The organism is Fructilactobacillus sp. X3R5C2, from assembly GCF_059901175.1.
In genome coordinates this window covers 367,939-384,306 of record NZ_JBWXVC010000001.1, presented here as the reverse complement: position 1 = coordinate 384,306, position 16,368 = coordinate 367,939, and the positions used below count along the sequence as shown (strand labels likewise).

The 16,368-nt window shown below is 36.6% G+C and carries 12 protein-coding genes; 2 read left to right on the top strand and 10 right to left on the bottom strand.

Features of this window, described 5'->3' with window-relative positions:
* Positions 1-284: 284 nt before the first annotated feature.
* From AC6UD4_RS01970 to ykzS, 7 genes are all read right to left on the bottom strand, one after another.
* Entirely contained in the window at positions 285-2,345 is a 2,061-nt protein-coding gene (locus AC6UD4_RS01970; RefSeq protein WP_500693603.1) for an LTA synthase family protein, read from the bottom strand.
* 1 nt (position 2,346) lies between these two features.
* The gene (locus AC6UD4_RS01965) at positions 2,347-3,411 is read right to left on the bottom strand and encodes a lysylphosphatidylglycerol synthase transmembrane domain-containing protein (RefSeq protein ID WP_500693602.1); all 1,065 of its coding nucleotides are present in this window, start codon (positions 3,409-3,411) and stop codon (positions 2,347-2,349) included.
* Between the two features lie 4 nt (positions 3,412-3,415).
* Entirely contained in the window at positions 3,416-4,438 is a 1,023-nt protein-coding gene (locus tag AC6UD4_RS01960) for a glycosyltransferase family 4 protein (RefSeq protein WP_500693601.1), read from the bottom strand.
* 12 nt (positions 4,439-4,450) lie between these two features.
* Entirely contained in the window at positions 4,451-5,635 is a 1,185-nt protein-coding gene (locus AC6UD4_RS01955) for a glycosyltransferase family 4 protein (protein WP_500693600.1), read from the bottom strand.
* A 102-nt stretch (positions 5,636-5,737) separates the two neighbouring features.
* Positions 5,738-7,468, bottom strand: a complete 1,731-nt coding sequence (gene ptsP, locus AC6UD4_RS01950; protein ID WP_500693599.1) for a phosphoenolpyruvate--protein phosphotransferase — start codon at positions 7,466-7,468, stop codon at positions 5,738-5,740.
* A 1-nt stretch (position 7,469) separates the two neighbouring features.
* Positions 7,470-7,736, bottom strand: coding sequence for a phosphocarrier protein HPr (locus AC6UD4_RS01945; protein ID WP_500693598.1), 267 nt, complete (start codon positions 7,734-7,736; stop codon positions 7,470-7,472).
* A gap of 113 nt (positions 7,737-7,849) precedes the next feature.
* Positions 7,850-8,044 carry a protein YkzS gene (gene ykzS / locus AC6UD4_RS01940; RefSeq protein WP_500693597.1) on the bottom strand — a complete coding sequence of 65 codons (195 nt, stop codon included), beginning with the start codon at positions 8,042-8,044 and terminating at the stop codon, positions 7,850-7,852.
* A gap of 163 nt (positions 8,045-8,207) precedes the next feature.
* Here ykzS and AC6UD4_RS01935 point away from each other — a divergent pair, with 163 nt between their 5' ends.
* Together AC6UD4_RS01935 and AC6UD4_RS01930 are read left to right on the top strand one after the other, a co-directional pair.
* Positions 8,208-10,223, top strand: coding sequence for an ATP-dependent Clp protease ATP-binding subunit (locus AC6UD4_RS01935; protein ID WP_500693596.1), 2,016 nt, complete (start codon positions 8,208-8,210; stop codon positions 10,221-10,223).
* Between the two features lie 90 nt (positions 10,224-10,313).
* The gene (locus AC6UD4_RS01930; protein ID WP_500709625.1) at positions 10,314-11,177 is read left to right on the top strand and encodes a MucBP domain-containing protein; all 864 of its coding nucleotides are present in this window, start codon (positions 10,314-10,316) and stop codon (positions 11,175-11,177) included.
* A 30-nt stretch (positions 11,178-11,207) separates the two neighbouring features.
* Here AC6UD4_RS01930 and AC6UD4_RS01925 read toward each other — a convergent pair whose 3' ends face one another.
* The 3 genes from AC6UD4_RS01925 to AC6UD4_RS01915 all read right to left on the bottom strand — a co-directional run bounded on the left by AC6UD4_RS01925 (position 11,208) and on the right by AC6UD4_RS01915 (position 16,365).
* Entirely contained in the window at positions 11,208-12,629 is a 1,422-nt protein-coding gene (locus AC6UD4_RS01925) for a C69 family dipeptidase (protein WP_500693594.1), read from the bottom strand.
* Positions 12,630-12,687: 58 nt separating this feature from the next.
* Complete coding sequence (locus AC6UD4_RS01920; protein ID WP_500693593.1) at positions 12,688-14,265, bottom strand: peptide chain release factor 3; 1,578 nt, start codon at positions 14,263-14,265, stop codon at positions 12,688-12,690.
* Between the two features lie 75 nt (positions 14,266-14,340).
* Positions 14,341-16,365, bottom strand: a complete 2,025-nt coding sequence (locus tag AC6UD4_RS01915; RefSeq protein WP_500693592.1) for a CDP-glycerol glycerophosphotransferase family protein — start codon at positions 16,363-16,365, stop codon at positions 14,341-14,343.
* Positions 16,366-16,368 lie beyond the last annotated feature (3 nt).

Here is a 16,368-nt window from a genome sequence, read left to right as displayed (position 1 = left end):
TTAATTTTAAGTTCTACAACTTAAAATTACCTTACACTTGTAATCAAAATCTTGTTCAGTTTTCAAAGATCTACTCTGACGCAACGTCGTCTTATTGTATCTCAACGCCGCATGTAATAATATACCATGTGGTTAATTTATTGTCAATAGAAAAGTTTGACTAATTTTAACCAAATTGTTTTGGCGCACTTAACGACAAGAACTACTATACCAAGGAAACAAAATTACGTCAAGACTTTTTTACAAAAAAAGCACTTAGATCTTTATCTAAATGCTTTTTCTAATTATTTTAGTTCAGGAGCATCAGTATGATACATCGGAACCGTGGATTTGCCACCATTCTGATCAATTAGATCAGTTTTACGTTCTTTGTCAGCCTTATCCAACTGTTCCATTGCATTCTTCGGCTTATAATTATAGTCTTTTCGATCCACAGGCTTAAATCCTTTAGGATGATAGAAACGAAGTAAATCACCATAGATAACTCTATCAGAAAGAGACAAATCACTAGTTACATAGTTCTGAATTCCATCTACTTCCTGTTGTTGTTGCTTATTCGGCTTAATAACTTGACCAGTCTTAGAATCATAGATTGTTCCCCCAACCTTAGTGTATTTAGGAGTTACAAAATCTCCATCCCTAAATGGAACAATTTGATTAGGATTATTCCCCAACAAATCATGTCCAAACTGGATCATATCATCATTCTTAATTCCTAATAAATGAAGCAGCGTTGGTAAGACATCGATTTCTCCACCATAAGTATGATCAACGTGCCCATCCAAATTATCAGCATGGATCATAAATGGCACCTTCTGAAAGTTAGCCAAATCATAGTTATTAACCGACTTTTTACCTAACATCTTAGCAATTGCAGGACGATGATTATTAGAAATCCCATAATGGTCACCGTATAAAACAATGACACTATTCTTCATTAATCCCGTTGCTTTTAGATATGCTTCAAACTCACCAAAAGATTGATCTAAATAATGAGCCGTTTGGACATAAGGATCAACGGTACTATCCCCCGTTTTAAGAGCAGGAAAAGAAACATTTTGTTTATCTAATTCATAAGGATAATGATTAGTCAAAGTGATAATTTTGGCATAAAACGGCTGTGGTAGCTTTTCAAGATAAGGAACTGAATCTTTAAACATAATCTTATCTTTCATTCCATATCCAACATTATACGAAGGTTTCTTCTTATAGTAGTTGCTATCGAAGAAGTACTGATATCCCCAAGACTTATAAGTATTATCTCTATTCCAAAAGCTCGGAACATCTCCATGAAAGACAGCCGTCGAATAACCCTTTTGGTCTAAAATTGCTGGAGCCGCCTGGAAAGTATTCTGCGAACCATAAGTAACCATCGCAGATCCCTGGGGCAATCCATACAATGAATTTTCAAGCATCATTTCAGCATCTGAAGTCTTACCTTGAGCAACTTGATGGTAAAAGTTATCAAACGAAATCGTATGCTTATCACTATAAAACTTATTAATATTCGGAGTAACTTCCTGTCCATCAACTTTATAGTTGATTAAGAACTGTTGAAAACTCTCCAAATGAATAATAAAAACGTTTTTACCCTTTTCTTTCCCAAAATATTTAACGCTTGGATACGTCTGATGTTGATTAATAAATTTCTTGACACTATTCAAATCTGAAGCTTTCGCCTTTGCTCGCGTAGAACTCTCTTGGTGAGTTTGATATGCATTAAAAGCAGCGTATTCATTTAAGCCTAAATACTTAACGATATAATTATTATCAAACGTCCGAGTTAAAAGACCACTCCGATCCGAATTAGCAAGAGAATATTCTCCCCCCATAAGCAAAATCGAAAGTAAAGTAATTCCAATGGCATAGCGATACTTAAAGGGACGGTAATCAATTTTAATAATCCTGAAGACTAATAGTAAGATTAAAACCACAACATCCAAATAAATCAAAAAATCCGTTGGATGAAGAATTTCCATCATACTCTTGCCCAAATTATTTTGGACGTCTCCGGTTCCTTTAATAATACCAATTGACAAGAAGTCAGAGAATTCTCGATAATATAAAACATTAGCAAACATCCAAGTCGACTGTAGAAAATCAATTATCAGCATCAGCCAATAAGAAAGCTTGCCGCGAAAGTATAAAGCAATCCCAAACAAGAGCAGTCCTGATGGAATTGGATTAACAATCATCAAAAAGGTTTGCATGCCACCCTTAACACCCAAACTAAAGTCGACGTTATAAACAACCAAAGTAGTTATCCAATATAAAACGACTACCAGCACGAAGAAACCGATAGTAGTATTAAAAAAATTACGAATGCTTTTTAATATTCGAGACATTCTAGTTTCCTCCAAAACTCTTATGACTTTCGCTTTTAAGTATTTTCCTATTCTTTTGTGCCTTTTTACTTGGCTTCATCACGAGGGCAAAGGCTCCCAAAATCAAACCTAAGTAATACGTAAGAATCCGCCACAGGATCATCGCAAGTACTAGCTTACTTCCATTAGTAATATAACTTCTAAAAATCATCTCAAAGCTATACTCAGCTCCACCTGCTCCTCCAGGAATGGGAAAAATCGAGATAATCATCACAATCAAAATGTGGAGACTGGTTACCATTACCACATTAGCATTGGTATAACCTAACGAAAGCATAATAAAGTAGGGAATTAAGTAATAAAAAAGCAATTGAAAAAAAGTGATTATGAATATTTTAGCCATCAACTTCCCTTGGTGACCAATTCTCACACTCTCTTTATAAAAGTTATCAATCTTCTTATTTAATGTATTTACTAACTTATAAAATGTAGCATCTTTTACAAACCATTTCACTGGTTTGATACAAATATTAACAAATTTTTTAGTAAATGAATGCCAATACATGATCATAAGTAGTGAGACGATCACAAACATGTGAATTCCAAATCCGAACACAACAAACCATGCCAGAGCGTGCATTTTATCAATAACGTAGTTAAAACCGATTATTAACGCAATAAAAAAATTAATTACTATCATGGCTTGGTAAACAACAAACTTCATAAGTAGTGCAGAACTAGCCCGACCACCATCAACTCCCGATTGAATTAAAACAAATAGTTGAGCCGGCTGACCACCAGATGAAAACGGAGTGATCCCATTAAAAAGTTGCTCCACTAAAGGTACCCGGATTGCATCCCGAAAAGTAAAATTAGGATCACTATTTCGAACTAACATGTAAGTAATCACGGATTCAAGAGCAAAATAAAGCAAAATGCACCCTAAAGCAACTAATAACCACCATGGATTAATCTCAACAATATCTCTTATAAGAACGCTAAACTTAATGTCTCTAGCTGCATACCATGAAATAAGTAATCCAAGGGCAATCATGATAAGTAGTGAGACTTTATTTCTCCTGGACATTCAATTACCCCTTTTTCGCCTGGTCAAAATAAAAATCATGCCAAATCTTGGCTAGATGATCCTCGGAATAATAATCAGATGCTTTAAGTGATTTTTCAGCATATGCTTTCAGAAGCTTAGGATCATTTAACAACATCTTAAGTTTTTTATCCATTTCAGCCTCATTATTTGCTGAAATGTAATACCCGTCAATAATTTTTTTATAAAGGGATAAATCCCGCAACATAACAGGAATTCCACACGAGAATGCCTCTAAGACTGACATCGGGAATAACTCATTATACGACGGTAAAAGAAATAAATCAGCCATATTATAATAATTTACTAATTCTTTACGATCAACGATTCCGGGAAAACTCAGGTTTTGAGGTGGATTATCAACCAATTCTTTCAACTCAGAATATCCAGCTGTCATTTTTCCAAATGAAAATCCTCCTGCCCAAACAAATTGAACGTTTGGATTTTGCATTGCTAATTTACCAAAATCAAGAACGCCCTTTCTGGTCTGAACTTGACCGGTTCCGAGCACCGTAAACCGTTTTGTTTGATAACCATAACTACTTCTAAGAGCTTCTTTCTGGCTCTTTGAAACCGGATAAAATTCTTTTTTACTTACAAAATTTGGAATATATGTAATTTTCTTTTTATCAATCCCATATTTTTCAAGTTTAGGTATAAAAGTTGGATTTACAACGACAATATGATCCATCCGTTTATAAAAGGCAATTACATACTTATAAAAAATTTGTCGAAATGGAGTAGGAATTTTTAAACTCCCCTCAAGCGTTTCCGGCAAAAAATGAACGTATCCAATCTTTCGTCCCATTTTTTTTGAAAATGTAGACAAATAAAACGTTGGATTAATGGTGTGATAATGACTAATGTTCGCTTGATTAAATTTATTAATCTCAATGTCAAACTCGTTTGGAAAATGTTTCTTTAACATCTTAATTAACTCAATGTATGCACTACCAACTCCTTGACCTTTTACTTTGTCAGCAGTTGAAAACATATCGATCTTTAACATCAACAAAACTCCTCAGTCAGATGTGTTAGTTTGCTTAGCTTTAGTTCGATCAAACTCTTTGATTGTATCATCATAAAAGCTCAACATCTGATCCACAAAATACTCAGCTGAAATTTCGTGTAATTTCTCTTCACGGACATTTTCGGAATCGGGGTATTCACCTCGGTGTTGCAAATAATCCACCGTTTCAGAAACAAACCTTTCTTCTGACTCAAACGTCATTCCAATTGATTTATCATCAATTAAGTCATCGGTGTACGGACTTCTTGCAACGACAACTTTGGTGCCAGCAGCAACTGCTTCAATGTACGTTAACCCCTGAGACTCAGAATTAGACGTAGAAACAAAAACATCTGCCATTCGATAATAATCATTGACATGATTATTATTAATTTCCCCGGTGAAAATAACATGGTCGTTAAGTTTCATGTCAGACACTTGCTTCATTAAATCATCTTCGGCAGGTCCTTCACCCACAATTACAAGCATAGCATTTGGAACTTGATCCAAAATTTTAGGTAGTGCATCGATCATTTCGGAGATGTTTTTTTCATACGCAACTCGACTAACGGAAACCATCAATGGGGTCTCATCACTAATGCCTAATTTTTTTCTAATATCAACATGGTCATTTTCTTCATAATGCTTAACGTCAATCCCAGTTGGAATAATTCGAATGGGACTCTTAACCCCATAATCAGTAAGCTTGTCCAAGACACGCTTACTTGGTGCCACCACACCGTCCATGTGATGGCAAAAAGCTAACATCATTTCTTTTACGTGCACTGGTTTTAATAATTTGCCGTTAGCAACATAGTGCAAATAATCTTCATACATTGTGTGATAAGTGTGAATACAAGGAATATTCAAATTTTTAGCAACGAACTTCCCGATAATTCCAAGTGAAAATTCAGTTTGGGTATGAACGATATCTAATTTTAATTGCTTAGCAATTTGATAAGCCTGAAATATTCCTCTGACGGCGATTCTTCTTTCGGTAAAAGAAATAAAGGGAACACTTGAAAAACGGTAAATGTCTTTTTCATCGTCATCATTTTTTTCAACGTTAGGATCAGTTGTAGTAAAAATATAGACATGATTTCCACGCCTTTCTAACTCATCTTTTAACGTTTTGATTGACGTAGCAACTCCGCTAACTTGTGGAAAATAAGTATCTGTAAACAAACCAATATTCACGTTGTTTTCCCCTCTCTCTTTAACGTTAAACAAATGTAATTATATGGGTTTCCCGCATGGTTTGCAACTTTGTGCCTAACTACTCAAACCTAAGTAAACCATCTACTCTGGCATCTTAGAGATAAAGTCATCAATCATCTTATTAACGTCACTAGTGGTATCTGCATTTTTAATGACACTATCAGCTAACTTACTTGCTGATTTCGAATTAATTTTACTAATGTATGCTTTAGTTTTTAAAATTTGAGTTGGAGTGGCTGATAATTCATCCACTCCTAACCCAATCAAAAAAGGAATCACTTGTGGATCACACGCAACCTCACCACAAACACCCACGGTCTTAGAAGCGCTATGAACGATCCTAACGACCCTTTCAATTAAACGAAGCACGGCTGGATCACAAGCTTGGTACAAATAGGAGACACGCTCATTTAAACGATCAACGGCAACCGTGTACTGAACTAGATCATTAGTGCCAATACTTACAAAATCTACTCTTGAAATGATCTTATCAATCATAATTGCTGCCGCCGGAACTTCAATCATCGTTCCTAATTGAACATCTCCAAGTTTAACTCCTTTATCAATCAAATTCTGGCGTTCTTCAGTGTAAATCGAAAGAACCTGATCCAGCTCTGAGACCGTTGATATCATAGGAAACATGATCCGAATTGGTCCATAAGATGAAGATCTAAGGAGTGCCCTGATTTGAGTGCGAAAAACCTTGCTTTCACCTAAACTATAACGAATGGCACGATAGCCAAGAAAGGGATTCGTCTCATTATGGGAAATATTAGGCAAATAATTAACTAGTTTATCTCCACCAACATCCATTGTCCTAAAAGTTAACTGCTTTCCTTTTACTTTTGAAACAATGTTTTTGTACATCAAAAATTGTTCGTCTTCGCTCGGGAGATGGTCAGAATCCATGTAAATGTATTCGGTACGAAATAATCCAATTGAATCAGCCCCAACTTCTAAAGCATTATCAACTTCATTTTCGTTACTAACATTAGCCCCCAATAGCAGAGGGTGCTCATCTAATGTCTTGGTCGATTGGCCCTTGAACTTTTCCCATGACCTTTTTTGTTTTCTAAATTTTTCAAGCTTTGTCTGGAATTTCTCGATTTCATCTGAATTGGGACTTTCAATAACGTTTCCACTACTTCCGTCAACAATCAATTGTTCATCATTTTTTAAATGATTTAGGCTGTCCTGCAACCCTAGTACAGCTGGAACGTCCATACTTCTAGATATAATGGCTGCATGAGAATTCTTGGTTCCAACAGCTGTAACAATCCCTTTAATATTTTTCTTTTGAACTTGTGCAATCTGAGTTGGAGAAATGGAATTAGCAACAATAATAACTGGCTGGTTAATAAGTGATAGATCGGGAGTATCGACGCCAAGTAGACGTCCCAAAAGCTGGTCTCTGATATCTTCAATATCATGAACCCGTTCCCTTAAATACGGATCATTCATATTCAAAAAAATAGCTGCATATTGATTGAATACACGATTCAATGCAAATGCAGCATTCTTTTTTTCTTCTGTTATGACTCTTTTAACCTCATTAATCAACTCTGGATCAGATAAAACTTCTAAATAAAAATCTAAAATATCAAGATATTTCTCAGCCATTTCAACTCTATTACTTTGTTTGATTTTTATAATAGTAGTTTTGGTATCTTGAAACGTTTTTTTAAGGCGTGCTTTTTCTTCGTCTATACCCAAAAAGGCTTCTTTATTAAAAGTTAAATCTGGTTTAGTTAAACAATAAGCTTTTCCAAATGCGATCCCATCACTAACACCAATACCCTTAAAGGTAGTCATATTAGTCGATCAATCCTTCATCTTTCATGGTTTTAGCAATTGCATCAAGGGCTTCTTTAGCATCGTCACCATCGGCTGAAATAGTAATATCAGCACCTTGGCCAACTCCTAATGACATAACACCCATGATTGATTTTAAGTTTACAGATTTATCACCATATTCAAGACTAATATTTGAATCAAATTTGCTAGCGGTCTGAACTAACAAAGTTGCTGGACGAGCATGAATGCCAGTTTCTGCCGTGATTTTGAATTGACGTTTCTCCATAATGAACGCACTCCTTTAATCGTTTATTTAACTCTATTTACAGTTTAAGAATATCAATTTATCATCTAAAAAACAAGTAATTATCATAAATCGCTTACATAATTGTTATGACGCTAATTTTCAGACGAATAATGATAGGTTAAAATGCCCTTTTCGCTGGCTTTCCCTACGATTCTTTTCCGTGTTGGAAAGCTCATAAAAGCCTGCTGAAATTTCGGAAAATCCTTTGGTTCAACCGTCAAATATTTGATTTTTCCATCCTTTAATTGGTTTAAGAGTCCGGTAAAGTCATTTTCGTTTTTATCCATAATTATTGCCTCCTAATCGGTTTCAATGTTACCACATTAAAATAATTTCTAGATCAGTCAAAATACTTGATTGAATGTTATTAGTGCGTATAATATTCATGAATGGTCAATAAAGGTCAGACTTTCGTCTGACAATTTAGTTAAGCAAAAGGAGGCTTAAACTATGGAAGGACAAGGTTCATACGGATTTGGTAGTCTAGATGACTTTCTTCGTGCCATGCAAAATGGCCAAGTCAATGATTATCAAGTTCCACCACAAAGTGGACGCGGCAACGGCCGAAATGGTTCAAAATCAATTCTTTCAACTTACGGAACTGATTTAACTAAAAAAGCTAAAGCCGGAAAACTTGACCCAGTAATCGGTCGTGATAAAGAAACGGCTCGAGCAATCGAAGTTTTAAATCGTAGAGGCAAGAATAACCCAGTCTTGATTGGTGAAGCCGGAGTTGGAAAAACAGCAATCGTTGAGGGTCTCGCTCAAAAAATTGCTGATGGTACTGTTCCAGAAAAACTTCAAAACAAACAGGTAATTCAATTAGACATGGTTTCAATGGTTCAAGGCACAGGTATTCGTGGTCAATTTGAAAAACGAATGCAACAATTAATTAAAGAGGTTCAGTCAAACCGTAACATCATCTTATTCATTGATGAAATTCATGAAATCATGGGTGCAGGTAATGCTGAAGGTGGCATGGACGCAGGTAACGTCTTAAAACCCGCTCTTGCTCGTGGGGACTTTCAATTAATTGGAGCAACCACCCTAAAAGAATACCGTGACATTGAAAAAGACTCTGCTCTTTCAAGACGACTTCAACCAATCATGGTCAAAGAACCAACGGTTGATCAGTCCATCAAGATTCTAAAGGGTCTACAAAATCGTTATGAAAACTATCATCTAGTCAAGTATACCGAGCAAGCAGTGAAAGCGGCAGCTACCCTTTCCGATCGTTATATCAGTGATCGTTACCTTCCGGACAAGGCAATTGATTTACTTGATGAAACTGGTTCCAGAAAGAATTTAACTTTAAACATTGTTGATCCAAAAACAATTGACAAAGAGATTGACAGTGCTGAAAACGAAAAGAAGACGGCTTTAGATAAAGAAGACTACGAACAAGCCGCTTACTACCGTGATAAGATCAAACGACTTCATCAAAATAAGGATAAGGGTGCTACAAGTGAGAAACACAACACCGTTACTGAAAAGGATATGCAACAAGTTGTTGAAGAAATGACCAATATCCCAGTTGGAGAACTACAAACCAAAGAACAACAACAATTAAAGGACTTAGCTCCAAATTTAAAGCAACATGTGATCGGACAGGACAAGGCTGTTGATTCTGTTGCTAAAGCCATTAAACGAAATCGAATTGGTTTTAATGGTAGCGGTCGTCCGATTGGTTCATTCCTATTCGTTGGATCCACTGGGATTGGTAAGACTGAGATGGCTAAACAACTTGCCAAAGAATTATTTGGATCCGAAGATTCAATGATTCGATTTGACATGTCAGAGTATCGTGAACCACAATCAGTTGCTAAATTGATTGGTTCACCGCCTGGCTACGTTGGATACGATGAAGCTGGCCAATTAACCGAAAAAGTCCGTCGTAATCCTTACAGCTTGATTCTGTTAGATGAAGTTGAAAAAGCTCATCCAGACGTTCTTCACACATTCTTACAAATCTTAGATGACGGTCGTTTGACTGACTCACAAGGTCGAACGGTTTCCTTTAAGGACACTGTCATCATTATGACTAGTAACGCCGGAAGCAATGCCGAAGCAAGCGTTGGGTTTACACCAGAAGCAACTGGTAAAACTCATTCTGTGATGGATAAATTAGGACTTTATTTCAAACCTGAATTTCTCAATCGTTTTGATGACATCGTCGAATTCAACCAGCTTTCTAAGAATAACTTAAATCAAATTGTCGATCTGATGATTAAAGATATGAATAACATGTTAGCGTCAAGAAACGTTCACATTGATGTTTCCAAATCGGCCAAAGCAAAAATTGTCGAACTCGGTTACAATCCGTCAATGGGTGCCCGTCCGCTTCGACGAGTAATTCAAGAACAGTTAGAAGACCAAACGGCCGACTACTTCTTGAATCATCCAGAAACTAACAATCTTGTTGCTGATACAGACAAGAACAACAATATCGTTATTAGTACTAAGTAGTGAAAGAGACTTAGATTAGAATTCTAATCTAGGTCTTTTTTTATTTCCAGAAATGGTAAAATCAATATAAACCATCTTTGGAGGAAAATTATGTTTAATTGGATGAAAAAAATCTTTTCAAAAAATAATCATAACTACAAGCATTCAAAACATCGGATGAAAAGACCAATCAGACAAAACAACGTTAAAAAGACGACAACCTCCATAGATCCATCCGAAATTTCTTTAAACAAACCAAAATCAATTCATACCACCACTCCATTACCTGCCGAAAATCATCAATCAACTCCTAAAAAAGAGGTTATCAGAACCCCAAGTACAGTTTTTATGGAATTTGTCGATCAAAACGGGAATCAATTAAAATCAACTGAAATCATTAGTGGTTCAGTTGGTGATCCAATTAATTTCATCGTTCCCAAAATAAAAAACTACATATTAGTTAGTGTTGATGGAATGACTAAAAAAATGCAAGCAAAAAAACAACTAATCAAGTTTCATTACATCCCTAAGTTAAGCCAACCAGTTAGCGTTTACTGTTTTGATTTTGATTCATTTCGCTTGCTTCTCCCTCCCAAAATCGTGAATGGTCCATTAAACCAGCAGTTTACACTAAAGGCTCCTGTGATTCCTAACTACCAGCTTCACCTATCGGTTGGTGACTTAACCGGTCAATTCACAAATAAAACCAAAAATATCATCTTATATTACCGACGTTCTAACTGGAAAGTGGTTCAGTCAGTCAATTATTTAGTCAAAATGAAAATCCCCACTTCCGTTTATGATTCACCGGTGCGAAAGCAAAAATACGATCAAATTTTGCCAGCTGGATCAACTTGGCGTGTCTTTACAGAAATTCGAACTAATCAAGATGATTGGTTAAATCTCGGCGGATCACAATGGATCAAAAAGCGATCCACGATTCGTACCCATAACAATGACAAACGTCTAACCTAAAAAAATCCCACTCTTATTGAGTGGGATTTTTTACAAATTTTTATCCATGTTATACGTCAATTTAGAGAGTGTAAGACCCTTTTCCATCAATTCATGCATAAATTGATAGATTCGACTCCTCATTTCTTTGACCAATTGCTGATTCTGATCTTTCAAAAATTCAGATGCGTCCTGATCATTCATATTAGCAGCTTGACCCATCGTATCTGATATATGCCCTAAAAATAACTCGTTAGCATGTTTCTTAAAATCACGATCCTGTTGAATAAAATTACTGTAATGAGATTCAACGATCATCGATAGTTTACGATACATCCAGTATGCGCTCTTATCATCCATCGTTAGAGGGGTAACCTCATAACTTGGATCAGTCTCGTCAACGTTCGCAAAAAAAGGAACATATGGACTAAAGGCGGGAATTCCAAAATTTAGCCACATAATTGCCGAACATTTATCACTTACATCATTTCTAATTTGCAGAACATGTGAATTTTGGGTTCGATTCATTGAAATTGGTCTAAACTGAGTATTCGATTCCTCTGGATCCTTAGCTAATGGATCATATTTGGTTTCGTTATAATGAGAACTCAAAATAAACTCAACATCACTAACTTCAATTTTACGGCTTGCTTTTCTAATAAACGGGAGGTCATTTGAGGTTGGCTCCTGCTCAATCTCGGGATTCAGCACCCTTTGGCCATACCAAACTCGAGGTGTGTTGTAATGGTGATCAAATTCATTATGAGTTCCAAAGATGTGTCTAAAATTAAATCCCTCTTTATCAGGATTTAACTGGTACTTTTCAACAAACTCTTGTAACCCATCGGAATACATAAAATTTTCTGGATCATCAAAGTCAACCTGTTGAATTGCAACTTCGTTTGCTACGACCGCATAACAATCGTCAGGAATTCGCTGTGCGACCCAGTGGTGACCAGTAACGATCTCCATGTACCAGACTTCGTTATTGTCACTAAAAAGGACCCCATTTCCCTCTGGTGAACCATACTTTTTGATTAAATTTCCCAGATAAGTAACTCCATCCCTTGCAGAATTAATGTAAGGGAGAACCATCGATTGTAAAGAATCTTCAGCCAGTCCGTGCTGAACAAGCGGATCATGAGCTAAAGCATGCTCGTTTCCATAAACACTTTCAGTGGCACTCATTGCAACATTCTTTTCATTAAATCCACTTTCAGCATAAACGCCTTCTTTTTTAACGTCAGCGTTCGGTGTCATCAAAATTCGGTAACCCGACTTTGGCATTGGGGCAGTAAAACCATTTTGGTTGGATTTCCAAACTTTGTCCTCGTCATGATATGCAGGTTGAACATAAAAACGTTGAGGAGTTAATGGTAAAAAGGTATCATCATTTCTAGAAATCATCGTTGACCCATCAACACTAGCGTCTTTACCAACCATCACACTGGTACAAGCACTTAACTTTTTCATAATTCATATCCACCTTTCACAAAAACTAGTTTATATCGAATATTACGTCAATTCAATCCTAAAGCTTGGCAGTTAACTTGACATCAGGATATTTATCTTTAAACCAGCGTTCTGCAAACTCATTTTCAAAAAGGAATAACGGATCCCCCTTTTGATCCCGTACTAAAATATTTCTAGACGAAGACATCTTTTCGTCCAGCTGGTCAGGGTCAATCCACCGGGCAATTTTATGCCCCATTGGTTCCATCACAACATCTGAGTTATATTCATTTTTCATTCGAAACTGAAATACTTCAAACTGAAGCTGACCAACTGCTCCCAAGATATACTGTCCCGTGCTGTAATTAGTGTAGAGCTGAATGGCTCCCTCTTGTACTAATTGTTGAATGCCCTTATGAAACGACTTCTGCTTCATAACGTTTTTGGCTGAAACTCTCATAAATAGTTCTGGAGTGAACTGTGGCAGCTTTTCAAACGCAATCGGTTTTTTGCCGGTATAAATGGTGTCGCCAATCTGAAAATTACCAGTATCATAAAGACCAATAATATCTCCAGCAACCGCTGTTTGAACGTTTTCACGCGTATTAGCCATAAATTCAGTAACGTTTGATAAACGGATCGGCTTCCGGGTACGATCAAGGGTAACATCCATGCCTTTTTGAAATTCACCAGAGCAAATTCGTACAAAGGCAATTCGATCACGATGACGTGGATTCATATTAGCCTGAATCTTAAACACAAATCCAGAAAATTCTGGTGCTGTTGGCTCAATTTCATTTCCTTGAAGAGTTTTGTGAGGACCTGGAGCTGGTGAGAGCTTCAAATAAGCGTCTAAAAAAGTTTTAACCCCAAAGTTAACCAACGCTGAGCCAAAGAAGACTGGTGTTTGATCACCCTTGGCAATTTTTTCTCTGCTAAATTGATTCCCAGCTTCAGAGATTAAATCCATTTCACTTCTAGCATCTTGATAAATGCTATCGTCTGCTAGTGAGTTATCTCCAATAAGATTGCCATCATCATCTAGTTTAATAAAGTTCTGACCATCCGTTTCTGGTTTATAAAGTTCAACTCGATGATCATAACGGTCGTACAGCCCCTTTAAAATTCGACCAGAGCCAATGGGCCAGTTCATCGGATAAGCCTCAATTCCCAGTACATCTTCCAATTGATCGATTAATTCCATGGGATCCTTGCTATCACGATCAAGCTTATTCATGAAAGTAAAAATTGGAATTCCACGCATTTTACAAATTTTAAATAACTTTTTAGTTTGCGGTTCAATCCCCTTAGCGGCGTCAATCACCATCACGGCAGAATCCACTGCCATAAGAGTCCGGTAAGTGTCTTCTGAAAAATCTTCATGTCCCGGTGTATCAAGAATGTTAATCCTTTTTCCCTGATAATCGAACTGCATAACCGAACTAGTAACTGAAATTCCACGCTTCTGTTCAATTTCCATCCAATCTGACTTAGCAAAATTTCCACTTTTTTTAGCCTTAACGGTTCCAGCTTCCCGAACAATCCCACCAAAGAGGAGTAGCTGTTCGGTGATAGTGGTTTTCCCAGCATCAGGATGGGAAATAATGGCAAACGTTCTTCGTTTATCGACTTCTTTTTCTAGGTCTGCTTTTTTCATCTTTACTTCCTTTCTGTTATAGATTAATTGTATACCATCAAACAAACAAAAAATCCGGAAAACTCCGGATTATTTTTAACGAATTTGTTGCATCACATAATCAATCGTCTTAATCGAACTAAGTCCATCGTTAATCCGACAGAAGCGATTGTAAAATTGCATAAATTTAGGATCGTTTTCAACGTTTTCGTCTTTTAAATCAGTTGAGATTCCCTTCATTAACTCATCAGAATCATAGACGATCCTTCCAGGCAAATCTCGTTCATAATTCAAGTAAAAGCCACGCAACTCATCCTTATACACGTGATAGTCATAAGGATAGAACAAAATTGGCCGTTTAAGGTAGGCGTAGTCAAAAAAGACTGAGGAATAGTCGGTTACCAGCAAATCTGAAATTAAATATAAATCAGAAATGTTGGAATAGTTCGATAGGTCATAGACGAACCCTTTGTAATCAGAGACGTCTAATGCATTCGAAATCAAGTAGTGCATCCGTAGAATTAGGACAGTATCACTTCCAAAGTGTTGTTTGAACTCTTCCAAACTAAACGGTAGCTTAAAAGTATATTTCCCCTTGCTCTCAAACTGATTATCTCGGTAAGTAGGAGCATATAGGACAACTTTCTTGTCCCGTGGGATTCCCAATCGATCCTTAATCTTATTAATCTCAGTAGGATTATTCCCGTTAATCAATTCATCATTTCTTGGATATCCCACCTTTAAAATCTTGTTTTCATACCCGAAGGCACTTCTAAAGACCTTGGTTGAAAAATCATTTGGTGAAATCAATGCATCCCAACGATTAGCTTCTTTAACAAAGTTATCATGGTACTTATTGGTTGTCGTACCAGGCATTGAAACTCGTTCAATATCTAACCCTAACTTCTTTAATGGTGTGCCATGCCAAGTTTGAACATACGTTACATAGTCTGGTTTAACGACCCAGGCAGGAAATCTAGCATTGCTAATCCATACCTTAGCCTTTCCCATGGTACGAACCCAACGTCCCGTATTTTTAATTACATAATTAATGTTATGATCCTTACAAAATTGCTTTTGTGACTTTTGAATGGACCACACAAAGTTAATCTTAGGATGTAATTTTTTAAACACCTGATAGATAGCATAAGGACTATCACTCACCTGACGTCCACCAAAGCTCTCAAACACGATCGTCGTAGTAGCAAATGGTGTATGCCCCCGTTTAAACAACTTTCGTAAGCGCAAACGATTAACTTTACTTAATAAGATTTTAAACAATTTCCACAAATGCTTAGCTTTTCCGTAAAACTTAGTAAGTCTTTTTGTAGGAGACGGCCATCTTCTTTTAATAACACGAAGTTGACCCTGCTTTCCCTCTTTTAATACTAATTCACGATTATCACCTAAGTGAGAAACGGTTTTAAACGATGAAAGCGAAACATCCATCACCAATCTTTGCTGAAAATGCTTACCATGATAGTCATACCTGATATACAAACGATATGTATCTTCATCCTTTAGCTCTTTAAGCGGAATGGTAATCGCAAAAATCCCTTGAAAAGGTGAATCGGTAATCGGATAAAGTCGTTTGCTTTGATCACTTGCTTGCTTAATTACAATTGCCATTTGATCAAGTTTTTTACCGTCAATGTGGTTAAACCCCGTTAATCGTAAATTACCGCCACCAAGCAAATTAACCGAGTTCATCACAAATTGCTTTTTAGATCGGTTCGTTCTGACATAAAAGACTGCCATGCCAGACGGGTCAATCTCATATTGATAATAAGCATTTAACCCAATCCGCCGAACGGCATTCACGTATTCACTTTCAACTTGAATAAGGGTTCGATGGTCACTATTACCACACGAATAATAGAGTTGCCATTCAAATTCATCCTGTCCCACGGAGTCAAAGTGAAATTTATTTGGATCAATTATAATTGCTGCCTCATTGCCACTTACATCCCCTTTAAGAATAGGGACGGTGATTGAGGCTAAGCTTTCTTTTTCAATCAAAGTAACAGTTGCATCTTCATCAGCGTAACTAGGATTAATTAACTCAAATTCAATTTTCAACTTTGTTTGTTTTGGTATAACGTTAGAAAGTATTGCTCGCATTAT

Excerpts from the sequence above, each read along its gene's own strand:
- AC6UD4_RS01970 (WP_500693603.1), bottom strand. The coding sequence starts at position 2,345 with ATGTCTCGAATATTAAAAAGCATTCGTAATTTTTTTAATACTACTATC.
- AC6UD4_RS01965 (WP_500693602.1), bottom strand. The coding sequence starts at position 3,411 with ATGTCCAGGAGAAATAAAGTCTCACTACTTATCATGATTGCCCTTGGA.
- AC6UD4_RS01960 (WP_500693601.1), bottom strand. The coding sequence starts at position 4,438 with ATGTTAAAGATCGATATGTTTTCAACTGCTGACAAAGTAAAAGGTCAA.
- ptsP (WP_500693599.1), bottom strand. The coding sequence starts at position 7,468 with ATGACTACCTTTAAGGGTATTGGTGTTAGTGATGGGATCGCATTTGGA.
- AC6UD4_RS01945 (WP_500693598.1), bottom strand. The coding sequence starts at position 7,736 with ATGGAGAAACGTCAATTCAAAATCACGGCAGAAACTGGCATTCATGCT.
- ykzS (WP_500693597.1), bottom strand. The coding sequence starts at position 8,044 with ATGGATAAAAACGAAAATGACTTTACCGGACTCTTAAACCAATTAAAG.
- AC6UD4_RS01935 (WP_500693596.1), top strand. The coding sequence starts at position 8,208 with ATGGAAGGACAAGGTTCATACGGATTTGGTAGTCTAGATGACTTTCTT.
- AC6UD4_RS01930 (WP_500709625.1), top strand. The coding sequence starts at position 10,314 with ATGTTTAATTGGATGAAAAAAATCTTTTCAAAAAATAATCATAACTAC.
- AC6UD4_RS01925 (WP_500693594.1), bottom strand. The coding sequence starts at position 12,629 with ATGAAAAAGTTAAGTGCTTGTACCAGTGTGATGGTTGGTAAAGACGCT.
- AC6UD4_RS01920 (WP_500693593.1), bottom strand. The coding sequence starts at position 14,265 with ATGAAAAAAGCAGACCTAGAAAAAGAAGTCGATAAACGAAGAACGTTT.
- AC6UD4_RS01915 (WP_500693592.1), bottom strand. The coding sequence starts at position 16,365 with ATGCGAGCAATACTTTCTAACGTTATACCAAAACAAACAAAGTTGAAA.